Raw genomic sequence first — 11285 nt, 5'->3', positions numbered from 1 at the left:
GGGCTGCCGCAGCCGGCGTGGTGGGGGCAGTACTCGGTGTCGACGCAGGCGCAGGAGCGCGGATCGATGCTGCGGCTCTACCAGGCGGCGCTTTCGCTGCGGCCGCACTGCCGCGCCGACGAGGAGGTGCACTGGGATCCGGACCTGGACCGGGGGCCGGTGCTGGCCTTCTGGCGCGGAGGCTACGTGTTGGTACTGGTCAACACCGGGACCGAACCCGTGCCGCTGCCCGAGGGCGAGGTCCTGGTCGCGAGCGCGCCGCTGCCCGGCGGGCAACTGCCCGGTGAGGCCGCCGTGTGGCTGCACCGGGAGCCATGACCGGAGGACGGCCCCGGAAACGCTCCGGGGCCCGAGGTGGAGCCCCTCACGCGCGCCGGGTGAGGACGCGCGGGCCGTCCTCGGTGACGGCCACCGTGTGCTCGGAGTGCGCCGCCCTGGAGCCGTCGGCGGACCGCAGGGTCCAGCCGTCCTCGTCGTGCACGACACGGTCGGTCGTACGGGCGAACCACGGCTCCAGCGCGAGGGTGAGGCCCGGGCGGAGCACGAGCCCGCGCCCGGCGTACCCGTCGTTGGGCACGTGGGGTTCCTCGTGCATGGTGCGGCCGAGACCGTGCCCGCCGTACTCCAGGTTCACGGGGTATCCGTGCTCGGCGGCGACCGCACCGATCGCGGCGGACACGTCACCCAAGCGGTTGCCGGCGCGCATCACGTCGATCGCGGCCTCCAGGGCCTCCTGGGTCGCGCGGACCAGGCGCAGGTCTTCCTCGTCCGGGGTCCCGACGACGACGGTGCGCGCGGAGTCCGTGACCCAGCCGTCGATGCCCACCGCGAGATCCATCGTCAGCACGTCGCCGTCCTGGAGCGTCCGGTCCCGCGGTTTGCCGTGCAGGACCGCGTCGTTCACGGACAGGCAGATGACGTTGCGGAACGGACCCTCGCCGAAGGAGGGCGCGTAGTCCCAGTAACAGGACTGCGCTCCGCGCTCGCGGATGAGTTCGCGCGCTCGGTGTTCGAGGTCGAGGAGGTTGACGCCCACGTCCGCGAGCTCGCCCAGGTCGGTCAGGACCTCGCCGACGAACGTGCCCGTCACGTCCATGCGGTCGATCTCCTCGGGTTTTTTCATCTCGATCATGTGTCTCCTCGACCTGGACTGGCGGAACGGTATTACTGTACCGGACGAAGTGTATAACAATACCGGTCGAACGCAAGAGAGGACCCGGACAGCGCAGGCACAGGTTCCCCGGGGCCGGCGTGGGGCGGCCTTCGGGGGACGAAAAAGGCCCTGCCCGGCGAACCGAGTCCGCCGAGCAGGGCCTTACGAGTGGAGCTATGGGGATTCGAACCCCAGACCTCCTCCATGCCATGGAGGCGCGCTACCAACTGCGCCATAGCCCCGTGTCGGGAGTCGGCGGGCTGTGCCCGTTCCGACCCCTCAGACTCTAGCGGAATCCGGCGCCGACGTCGAAACGGCGAGCACCGGAGCGCCGGAAGCCCCGGCCGCCGTGCCCCGAACCACGCCGACAACCGCCGGTGCGTTCTGGCACGAACGCCCGCGGACCCCCGACGGACCCGTCACGCGTCGTCGCTCAGCACCACGGGCTCGGGCAGGCTCGCGGCGTTGTGCTCCAAGAGCCTCCAGTCCTCGCGCCGACGCCCCAGCACGGACCAGCAGCAGTTGCTGAGCGGGCCGAGGATCTCCCGTTGTTCGTCGGGCACGCCCAGCATCCGGGAGATGGCCATCCGCAGGGCCGCGCCGTGGCTCACGACGACGAGCAGCCCGCCGGCGGGCGTCCGTTCCAGGGCCCGTTCGACGGCCGCCTGCATGCGGTCGCCGACCTCGCGGACGTCCTCCCCGTCGGGGATGTCCATGCGTGCGTGCTCGACCGGCCAGCGGCGGGCGAGTTCCGGCCCGGTGAGGCCCTCCCAGGAACCGCCGTGGCGCTCCCGCAGGCCCTTGTCGAACTCGACCTCCAAGCCAGTGGCCCGGCCCAGGTACCCGGCAGTGTCGGCCGCGCGCTCCAGGTCGGAGGCGACGACGAGGTCCGGGCCGAGCGTGGCGAGCAGGCCGGCGGCGCGCTCGGCCTGTGCGTGCCCGACCCGGTCGAGCCCGATGTCGGTCTGTCCCTGGAAACGGTTCTCCACGTTCCAGGAGGTACGTCCGTGCCGCCAGAACAGCACACGAGGGGTCTCACTCACGAGGTGTGTCTCTTCTCCCGGTCCGCGGCTCAGGCGTCTTCGTCGTCAGAGGTGCGCTCGGTCCCGCGCGCGTTCTCGGGCAGGTCGATCTCCGGGCAGTCCTTCCAGAGGCGCTCGAGACCGTAGTAGCCGCGCTCCTCCTCGTGCTGGATGTGCACGACGATGTCGGCGTAGTCCAACAGGACCCACCGCCCGTCGCGCTCACCCTCGCGCCGCACCGGCTTGGCCCCGGACTTCACACGCAGCTGTTCCTCGACCTCGTCCACGATCGAGCGCACCTGGCGGTCGTTGGGCGCCGAGCAGAGCACGAAGGCGTCGGTGATGATGAGCTGGTCGCTGACGTCGTAGGCGACGATCTCCTGGGCGAGCTTGTCGGAGGCGGCCTCGGCGGCGACCTCGACCAGCTCCAGTGCCCTGTCGGTGGCTGTCACGTTGTGCTTACTGCCTTTCAGCTCTCGAGGTAGAGCCCGGTCTTGTTGACGTAGCGGACGATTCCGTCAGGCACGAGGTACCAGATGGGTTCGCCCTTGCGGACGCGCTCGCGGCATTCGCTGGAGGAGATGGCGAGCGCGGGGACCTCGACCAGCGAGACCTTGCCCTCGGGCAGTCCTGTGTCGCTGAGGTGGTGACCGGGCCTGTTACAGCCTACGAAATGCGCGAGGTGGAAGAGTTCGTCGACGTTGTGCCAGCTCAGAATGGCCCCGAGCGCGTCGGCTCCGGTGATGAAGTACAGCTCGACGTCGGGCCCGTAGGAGGACCGGAGTTCGCGCAGGGTGTCGAGGGTGTAGGTGGGGCCCTGGCGGTCGATCTCGACACGGTCCACCCGGAACGTGGGGTTCTCAGCGGTCGCGATGACCGTCATGAGGTAGCGGTCCTCGGACGGGGTGACCTTGGCGAGGTCCTTCTGCCAGGGCTGGCCGGTGGGGACGAAGACGACCTCGTCGAGCCCGTACAGGTGGGCGACCTCACTGGCCGCCACCAGGTGGCCGTGGTGGATCGGGTCGAAGGTGCCGCCCATGATTCCGACCTTGGTCGGGGAGGCGCCGCCCCTCCGTGCGGGGGAGATCCCTCCCTGCGAGCCGCCTTTCGCTGCGTGCGCCACTGTGCGCTCCGTTTCGCCGTGGACGTGGACGTGGCCGTTGCCGGTTTCGGCCAACCGAGACTAGTCGACGGCCCGGGGACCGCAAGGGGCACTCCCTCGTCTTGCCACCCGTACGGGGTTCAACGGACCCGAGCTCCCCCATCTTCCCGTCCGCCCCGCGAAGCCTCCGGGCGAACACGTCATATCTCGTTCCCCGGGAACCATGGTCAAGCCCGGTACACGCGCATAGCATGCCGATATGGCCAACTCACCAGACCGCGTACGCGTCCGTCTTCCCGACCTCTCACCCCGCGCATACGAGCACCCCGCGGACCGCGGCGCCCTGGTCGCGCTGCGTTCACTCAGCGGTTTCGACGTCCTGGTCAAGAGCCTGTTCGGCCGGGTCAGCGAACGCCAGCTGCGCCTGCTGTTCCTCGCCGACGCGGTTCGGGTGGGCCCGACCCAGTTCCCGGAGCTGCACGACTACCTGCGCGACGCCGCGTACGTTCTGGACCTCGACGACGTCCCCGAGCTCTACGTCAAGATGGACCCGAACCCGAACGCGATGGCGATCGGGCGCAAGAAGCCCTTCATCGTGATGACGACAGGGCTGTTCGACCTCTTCGACGCCGAGGAGAAGCGGTTCGTCATCGGCCACGAGGTCGGCCACATCCTGAGCGGGCACGCCCTGTACCGCACGCTCCTGCTGCTCCTGGTGTGGATCGCGCAGAAGATCATGTGGATCCCGCTGGGCGCGCTGGCGATCCAGGCGATCCTGGTCGCGCTCAAGGAGTGGCACCGCAAGTCGGAGCTCTCGGCCGACCGTGCGGGGCTGCTGGCCTGCCAGAACCCGGACGCCGCCAAGCGCGCGCTCATGAAGCTGGCCGGGGGTTCGAACCTGTCGGAGATGAACCCGGACGCGTTCATCGAGCAGGCCCGAGAGTACGAGGCGGGCGGTGACGCGGTCGACAGCGTGCTGAAACTGATGTCGACGGTGCCGGCCAGCCACCCGTTCGCGGTGGTGCGCGTGGCCGAGGTGCAGCGCTGGTTGGAGAGCGGTGAGTACCAGCGGATCCTGGACGGGGAGTACCCGCGCCGTAGCAAGGACTCCGAGTCCCGGGTCAGCGATGAGGCAGGCCGTGCAGCGGACTCCTACCGCGAGGACTGGAACCGGACCAAGGACCCGCTGGTGAGTGTGGTCCGCGACGTCGCAGGCGGTGCCGCGGGTGCGGGCGGGCGCATCTTCGACTCGGTCGCCGAGCGCTGGCGCAGTGGCGGCCGGAACGACAGCGAGGACGGCGGCGGTGCCGGGGACGGTGGCAACGACCGGTCCTGAGAGCCCACGAACGTTCCGCACACGTTCCCGGGCCCCAGTTGCACGACGCCCTTCGCGGGTGTGCGCCCACAACTGCCCGTTGCCGCGGAGGAGCGCACTCGTCCACGGCAACGGGGCGCCGTCCGGTGGATGTGCCGGGCACCGTGCACGGCCGCGCTGCGGGCTCGGACCACCGGACGAGCAGCGCGTCGGATGAGCGTGGGACACGGGAACCAGCTGCGCATTCACGTGTCCGCACGCGGGTGAGGGGAACGGGTCACGGGTCAGAACGCAGGGCCGGCCTCCGTGGCCTCGTCAACGGTCTCGCCGCGCAGCTCCTCGACCTCGTCGGCCAGATCCCGCTCGTGCGCCTCGAACCAGCCTTCGACACCGGCGTCGGAGGTGCTCAGCGCGACCTCCTCGACCTCGGTCCCGCCCCGCACGCGGTTGTCGTCGCCGATCTCCGCCGTCGGGCTGTTGTCCGCGGCCACGAGCGAGCCGCCGACGATGTTGTTGTCGATGTAGGCGCCGCCGGAGACCCCGGCCACGCTCAGATCGCCGTCGACGTAGTTGACCGAGGAGCAGAAACCGTCCTGCTCACCTGCGCCGACCGCCACCGGGCCCGCTCCGCCGCTGTAGGACACCGCGCCGATGACCTCGCTGTCGCAGAGGATGCCGCCGCCCTCGGAACCGGTGACCGTCAAATCCCCGCGCAGGACCGAGTCCACGACGTCGGCGTAGCGCACGTCGGTGGCCGAGACACCGTCGTCGATCCGGGACCCGGCCATGTAGAGGGCGCCCGCCTCGGCTTCCACCGAGGCCAGCTCGGAGTCCACGACGAAGACGAACCCGTCGTCGAAGCCCTCCACGGGGATCGCGCTGACGCCGGCACCGTCGGTCTCCTCCAGATGGGTGCCGTAGGAACCGGTGTTGGCGACCTCGCCACCGATGGTCGAGTCGGCGGAGTCGAAGTAGCCGTCGGCGCCGACCTCGACGTCGCCCTCGATCTCACCCCCGACGATGTGCAGGTTCGCGCCCTCGCCGACGGTGACGTCGCCCTGGACCGTGGTGCCGTCGAGGAAGCAGTTCGCGCCGGCGGGCACGGCCAGCGGGGTCGGCAGGGTCACGTCACCGCCGTGGCCCTCGCACTGGGTGACGAGGTCGGCCTGCGCGGGTGCGGCCACGAGGGTGAGGCCGCCTACGGCCAGGGCGGCCGTGGCCGCGACCGTGCTCCGGAGGTTCATGGGGGGATTTCCTTTCGTCGTGACCGTGGCGCGGCCCTGCTCCTCGGGACCGGATCGGGGTTGTCCGGGGCAGGCGCTGCCCGCGCACCACAGCGAAAGTACCGACTCCTCACCGGTTTGGGAATACACGTTCGACGAAGATCCGTTTCCGTCCACGTTTTGCGCACAGGAACGGACCGGGCGTCCAGAAAGGGCGCCCGGTCGCGGGAGGATGCCTGCGCCGGGCCCCGTTCGGGGCCCGGCGCGCGATCAGCGCAGGTGACCTTCGCCGGTGACCACGTACTTGGTGGAGGTCAGCTCCGGCAGCCCCATCGGCCCGCGTGCGTGCAGTTTCTGGTTGGAGATGCCGATCTCCGCACCGAACCCGAACTCGCCCCCGTCGGTGAACCGCGTCGAGGCATTGACCATGACCGCGGCGGAGTCGACGCGCGCGGTGAAGTAGCGCGAGGCCTTGAGGGAGTCGGTGACGATCGACTCGGTGTGCTGGGTGGAGTGGGCACGGATGTGGGCGAGGGCGTCGTCGATGCCGGGCACCACCCGCACTGCCAGGTCCAGGGACAGGTACTCGGTCGCCCAGTCCTCGTCGGTGGCGGGCACGGCCTCCACGGAGGTCCCGGCGGCCGCGGCCATGACCTTCTCGTCGCCGTGCACGGTCACCCCGGCCCCGGCCAGGCTCTCCAGCGCACGCGGCAGGAACTCGCCGGCCACGTCCTCGTGCACCAGGAGCGTCTCGGCGCTGTTGCACACCGACACCCGCTGCGCCTTGGAGTTTGTGGCGATCGCGACGGCCTTGTCCACGTCGGCGTCGGCGTCGATGTAGACATGGCACAGGCCTTCGCCGGTCTCGATGACCGGGACGGTGGACTCGCGCACGACCGCCTGGATGAGGGAGGCACCCCCGCGCGGAATGAGCACGTCGACCAGGCCGCGGGCCCGCATGAGCGCCGCTGAGGACTCGCGGCCGCGCCCGGGCACCATCTGCACGGCGTCGGCGGGCACGCCCGTCCCCTCGAGGGCCTCGCGCAGCACCTGCACGATGACGGTGTTGGAGTCGTAGGCCGAGGAGGAACCGCGCAGCAGCGACGCGTTGCCGCTCTTGAGACACAGCGCGGCGGCGTCGGCGGTGACGTTGGGGCGGCCCTCGTAGATGATGCCGATGACACCGAGGGGAACACGGATCTGGCGCAGGTCGAGACCGTTGGGCAGCACCCCGCCGCGCACCGATTCCCCCACCGGATCGGGCAGCTCGGCGACCTCGCGGACGGCGCCGGCGATCTGCTCGATCCGGGCCGGGTTGAGCGTGAGCCGGTCGATCATCGCCTCGGAGGTGCCGTCGGCCCGCGCGCGCTCGACGTCGCGGGTGTTGGCCTCGGTGATCTCGTCGGCCCGCTTGACCAGCGCATCGGCGAGCGCGTGCAGCGCCGCGTCCTTCACGCCCCGGCTGAGCGGGGCCAGGTCGGCCGCGGCGTCCTTGGCACGTTCGGCGACCGCGCGGACCTCGCGCTCGGTGTCAGTCATGGCCTTCTCTCTCGGTCGGGGTGTGTGCTCCGGGGTCGGCTGTCTTCCTACTCTAGGCGCTCGGAGGATGCTCCGGAGCGCTGTCCACAGGCCTTGTTCCGAACCCCGTTCGGTCATCGGTGCCAGGTCCCCGTAAGGTCGGTGCCCACGACCGGACGCCGGTCTCCCCCGGCATGCCGACCCCACGGAAGAAGACCGTCACCATGAGCAAGGGAACGATCGTCATCACCGGTGCCAGCGCGGGGCTGGGCGCCGAGATGGCCCGCCAGTTCGCGGCCCTCGGCTACGACCTCGGGCTGTGCGCGCGGCGTGAGGAGAAACTCGAGGCGCTGCGTGAAGAGATCACCGCGGCCCACCCCGAGCGCCGTGTGGAGCTGCGCTCCCTCGACGTGACCGACCACGAGACCGTGCACACGGTGATCCACGATCTCGCCGGGGCCTTCGGGACCCTGGACCGGATCGTGGTCAACGCCGGCCTGGGCAAGGGCGCCGCGCTGGGCAAGGGGCGCCCCGACGCCAACCGGCAGACCGCGATGACCAACTTCGTGGGTGCGCTCTCTCAGGCAGAGGCGGCCCTGGAGGTGTTCCGTGCCCAGGAGCACGGACACCTGGTGATGGTCTCCTCGATGTCGGCTCTCCGGGGCATGCGCAAGGCCATGACGGTGTACGCGGCCACCAAGGCGGGCGTGGCCTCCCTCGCCGAGGGGCTGCGTTCGGAACGCGTGCCGGGCCTGGACGTGTCAGTGGTTTACCCGGGCTACATCCGTTCGGAGATGAACGAGCACGTCGCGCAGAACACCCCGTTCATGGTCGACACCGAGACCGGAACGCGCGCCATGGTCCGCGCGATCGAGAAGCGCAAGGCCAAGGCGTACGTACCGGCGTGGCCATGGGTCCCGATCGGGTTCCTGCTCAAGCGCGTGCCGCTATCGGTGGTACGCCGCATGACCTGACCCCGCCCCCAGGAGCCCGGACGCTCCCTCCCCTGCTGCAGTCACCGCCCCGCACCTACAGGGTCCGCAGTGCCGCCAGGATGCGCATCCGTGCCCGGCGGCCCTCGGGGCAGGGCGCCAGCGGGTACACGTGGAACGCCCCGGGACACGTGATCAGGTCGGTGCGGGCCCCGGCCGCCTCCCGGCGTTCCCTCAGGCGCCGCAGGTCGGGCCAGAACAGGTCATGGGTTCCGACGTGGACGTCCATCGGCGCCGTCCCCTCGTGCTGCCCGTACAACGGGCTCAGCCGTGGATCGGCCGGGTCGTCGCCGCCCGCCCACGCCCGCATGCACTCGTGCAGTCCGGCCCGGGCCAACCAGGGGTCGCGGGACTCGATCGCGGCGATCTCGGGGTTGTCCAGGGCCCCGTCGACCCACGGCGCGAGCAGGATCGTGCGCGTCGGCCCCTCGGCCCCCCGTGCGGCCAGGCGCTGGTCGAGGGCCGCGGCGAGTCCGCCCCCGGCCGAGTCCCCTGCCAGCACGGTGCGGCCGGCGGGGACCTCGGCGGTCAGATCGGCCCAGACACGGTCGACGAACGGGTGCGCCTCCCGGTGGGTATGGTCCGGGGCCAGCCCGTAGAGCGGCACCTCGACCCGGCAGCCCTGGTCGGCCATGAGGGCGATCAAGCGCCAGTGCCACGGGGTGATGCTGCTGACGTAGGCGCCTCCGTGCAGGTAGAGCACGGCCTTGCCCGGTTCGGGCCCGTCCTTCGGCCGCACCGTGCGAACGGGGAACCCCGAGACCTCCCGTCGGGTGACGCGGTAGGCGTGACACATCGGCGCGGGCGGGGCGGCCCCGTCCTTGGGCGCGGCGATCCGGCGACGGGCGCGTTCGGGGGTACTCATCTGCCGTTTGCGCGTGACACGGAAGAGCAGGGACAGGGCGCGCGTGGTCGCACTGGGCACGGGGAGACTCCTTCGGCGAGAGTGCCCTCAGAGCTTCCCACACCGCACTCCCATGGGAACCGTGTTCCCCGCCGGGGCGGCGCCGTACCGAACGCCCCGCCGCCGCCCGGGCCGCTCATCCCCCTGCCATGGCCCCGACGACCATGAAGGGCTCCTCCCCCTTCGACACCCGCTCGGGCAGCGCGTCGTCGGGAGAATCGTGCGAGAGGTCCTCCTCGCAGGCGAAGTACCGCAGGTAGGCCCGGCGGCGCTTGCTGGAGTGGTCGCGGATCGTGCCCTGCAGCTCGGGCCAGCGTTCCTCCAACGCGTCCAACACCGAGTTCGGGGTGACCGGCCCTTCCACCCGCACGGCGACCTCTCCGTCGATCCGGGCGAGGATCCGCAGGTGGTAGGGCAGCCGGACCCGCACGTCCTGCGGCCCTTCGGCGCTCTCCCGTGCTCTGTCACTCATGACCGGGGCACCCCCTTCACTGCAGGGTCTGGACTTCGACGGACAGGACGGAGGGCAGCGTGTCGGCCGCGGTGGTCCACGTGTCGCCGGAGTCGGAGGAGACGTGGACCTGCCCACCGGTGGTGCCGAAGTACACGCCGTCGAGCGAGTCCACGGCCATGGCGTCGCGCAGCACGTTGACGTAGCAGTTCTCCTGCGGCAGGCCCTCCGTCAGCGGCTCCCACTCCTGGCCCCCGGAGCGGCTGCGGTAGACACGCAGGCGCCCGTCGGGCGGATAGTGCAGGGAGTCGCTGGTGATCGGCACCACGTAGAGCGTGTCGGGGTCGTCCGCGTGAACGGCGATGGGGAACCCGAAGTCGGAGGGCAGGTTCCCGCTGATCTCCGTCCAGTTCTCCGCAGCGTCGTCGCTGCGCATGACGTCCCAGTGCTTCTGCATGAACAGCACGTCGGGCCTGGAGGGGTGCATTGCCAGGCGGTGCACGCAATGGCCAGCCTCTGCGTCGGGATCGGGGATGCCGTCGGTGAGCAGCCCACGGTTGGCGGCGGTCCAGGTGCGGCCCTCGTCGTCGGAGCGGAAGACCCCGGCGGCGGAGATCCCGACGAACATGCGCCCGTTGCCGCGCGGGTCCAACAGGATCGAGTGCAGGCACAGCCCGCCCGCGCCCGGCTGCCAGCCCGGTGCGGTCGTGTGCGTGCGCAGGCCGTCCAACTCCTCCCACGAGCGGGCGCCGTCGGTGGTACGGAAGAGGGCCGCGTCCTGGACCCCCGCGTAGACCGTGTCCGGGTCCGTGGCGGAGGGTTCCAGGTGCCAGACCCGGGTGAACTCCCACGGGCGGGGCGTGCCGTCGTACCAGAGATGGGTCCCGGGTTCGCCGGTGTACTCGAACCGGTTGTCCATCGCGTCCCAGGTCCTGCCGCCGTCGTCGGAACGCTGGACGACCTGGCCGAACCAGTCCATGGACGGCGCTGCGTAGAGCCGGTCGGGGTCGGCCGGGCTGCCGGTCAGGTGATACACCTCCCACCCCGCGAAGTGCGGCCCGTCGATCTCCCAATTCTTGCGTTCACTGTCGGAGGTGAGAACGAAGGCGCCCTTGCGCGTTCCCACCAGCAGCCGTACTGCGCTCATGTGCGGTCCTTCCCGCATGCCGGTACTGCGTGATCCACCTCTCATCAGGAGTAGACCGCACGGCACCGACAGAACGGGGCCGCTTCACGAGGATTTCCGCCTCTCTTTGCAGCACCTGGACCCGCACCCAGCTCGGACGGAGCTGACCGGCGGTCGGCCCGACCACTCGATACACGGACGAACCCTCCGGAGAACGGCTCGAGACCGCATCCCCCGCTGTGGTCCGGAACAAGGGGGACTGGGCTCGACCGGTCAGAGCAGCACGAGGTCGTCGCGGTGCACGAGCTCGCGCTCGTAGGTGGGGCCGAGCTCCCGCGCCAACCAGCGTGTGGAACGCCCCATGAGGTCGGGGACCTCGGCCGCGTCGTAGTTGACCAACCCGCGCGCGACGACGGTACCGTCCTCACTGCGCAGGTCGACGGGGTCGCCGGCACTGAACTCGCCGTGGACCTTGACGA

General features: G+C 70.6%; 13 protein-coding genes and 1 tRNA gene. 3 read left to right on the top strand and 11 right to left on the bottom strand.

Annotation, left to right across the window (positions count from 1 at the left end):
* A partial coding sequence (locus D474_RS27720; protein ID WP_152476648.1) for a DUF3459 domain-containing protein occupies positions 1-318 on the top strand: 318 nt, incomplete at its 5' end.
* Between the two features lie 46 nt (positions 319-364).
* Here D474_RS27720 and map read toward each other — a convergent pair.
* The 5 genes from map to nadD form a co-directional block, all read right to left on the bottom strand.
* Complete coding sequence (gene map, locus D474_RS0105030) at positions 365-1132, bottom strand: type I methionyl aminopeptidase (protein WP_017612504.1); 768 nt, start codon at positions 1130-1132, stop codon at positions 365-367.
* 190 nt (positions 1133-1322) lie between these two features.
* Positions 1323-1395, bottom strand: a tRNA-Ala gene (locus D474_RS0105025).
* Positions 1396-1572: 177 nt separating this feature from the next.
* Entirely contained in the window at positions 1573-2196 is a 624-nt protein-coding gene (locus D474_RS0105020) for a histidine phosphatase family protein (RefSeq protein WP_026118180.1), read from the bottom strand.
* 29 nt (positions 2197-2225) lie between these two features.
* Positions 2226-2627 (bottom strand): ribosome silencing factor, encoded by a 402-nt coding sequence (rsfS, locus tag D474_RS0105015; RefSeq protein WP_017612502.1) that lies wholly within the window; start codon positions 2625-2627, stop codon positions 2226-2228.
* Positions 2628-2644: 17 nt separating this feature from the next.
* The gene (gene nadD, locus D474_RS0105010; protein WP_275040766.1) at positions 2645-3262 is read right to left on the bottom strand and encodes a nicotinate-nucleotide adenylyltransferase; all 618 of its coding nucleotides are present in this window, start codon (positions 3260-3262) and stop codon (positions 2645-2647) included.
* A 274-nt stretch (positions 3263-3536) separates the two neighbouring features.
* On the opposite strand from nadD, the gene D474_RS0105005 reads away from it, so the two are divergent.
* Positions 3537-4613: a M48 family metallopeptidase gene (locus D474_RS0105005; protein ID WP_017612500.1), complete on the top strand. Its 1077-nt coding sequence runs from the start codon at positions 3537-3539 to the stop codon at positions 4611-4613.
* A 263-nt stretch (positions 4614-4876) separates the two neighbouring features.
* Here the strand turns inward: D474_RS0105005 and D474_RS0105000 are convergent, their stop codons facing one another.
* Together D474_RS0105000 and D474_RS0104995 are read right to left on the bottom strand one after the other, a co-directional pair.
* Positions 4877-5836, bottom strand: a complete 960-nt coding sequence (locus D474_RS0105000) for a hypothetical protein (RefSeq protein ID WP_017612499.1) — start codon at positions 5834-5836, stop codon at positions 4877-4879.
* A 249-nt stretch (positions 5837-6085) separates the two neighbouring features.
* Positions 6086-7354, bottom strand: a complete 1269-nt coding sequence (locus D474_RS0104995; RefSeq protein WP_017612498.1) for a glutamate-5-semialdehyde dehydrogenase — start codon at positions 7352-7354, stop codon at positions 6086-6088.
* Positions 7355-7557: 203 nt separating this feature from the next.
* Between D474_RS0104995 and D474_RS0104990 the strand changes: the two genes are divergently transcribed.
* Positions 7558-8307 carry an SDR family oxidoreductase gene (locus D474_RS0104990; protein ID WP_026118179.1) on the top strand — a complete coding sequence of 250 codons (750 nt, stop codon included), beginning with the start codon at positions 7558-7560 and terminating at the stop codon, positions 8305-8307.
* Positions 8308-8362: 55 nt separating this feature from the next.
* Here the strand turns inward: D474_RS0104990 and D474_RS0104985 are convergent, their stop codons facing one another.
* From D474_RS0104985 to D474_RS27715, 4 genes are all read right to left on the bottom strand, one after another.
* Positions 8363-9250, bottom strand: coding sequence for an alpha/beta hydrolase fold domain-containing protein (locus D474_RS0104985; protein WP_017612496.1), 888 nt, complete (start codon positions 9248-9250; stop codon positions 8363-8365).
* A gap of 115 nt (positions 9251-9365) precedes the next feature.
* Complete coding sequence (locus D474_RS0104980; protein WP_017612495.1) at positions 9366-9701, bottom strand: MoaD/ThiS family protein; 336 nt, start codon at positions 9699-9701, stop codon at positions 9366-9368.
* Positions 9702-9717: 16 nt separating this feature from the next.
* On the bottom strand, positions 9718-10827 hold the full coding sequence (locus tag D474_RS0104975; protein WP_017612494.1) for a WD40/YVTN/BNR-like repeat-containing protein: 1110 nt from the start codon (positions 10825-10827) through the stop codon (positions 9718-9720).
* Between the two features lie 252 nt (positions 10828-11079).
* Positions 11080-11285, bottom strand: a 206-nt coding sequence (locus tag D474_RS27715) for a PUA domain-containing protein (RefSeq protein WP_040703089.1), incomplete at its 5' end; no start/stop codon positions are given.

The organism is Nocardiopsis salina YIM 90010 (assembly GCF_000341025.1).
Lineage (GTDB): Bacteria > Actinomycetota > Actinomycetes > Streptosporangiales > Streptosporangiaceae > Nocardiopsis > Nocardiopsis salina.
The sequence above is the reverse complement of the archived record's forward strand: the minus strand, read 5'-3'. Positions and strand labels throughout refer to the sequence as shown.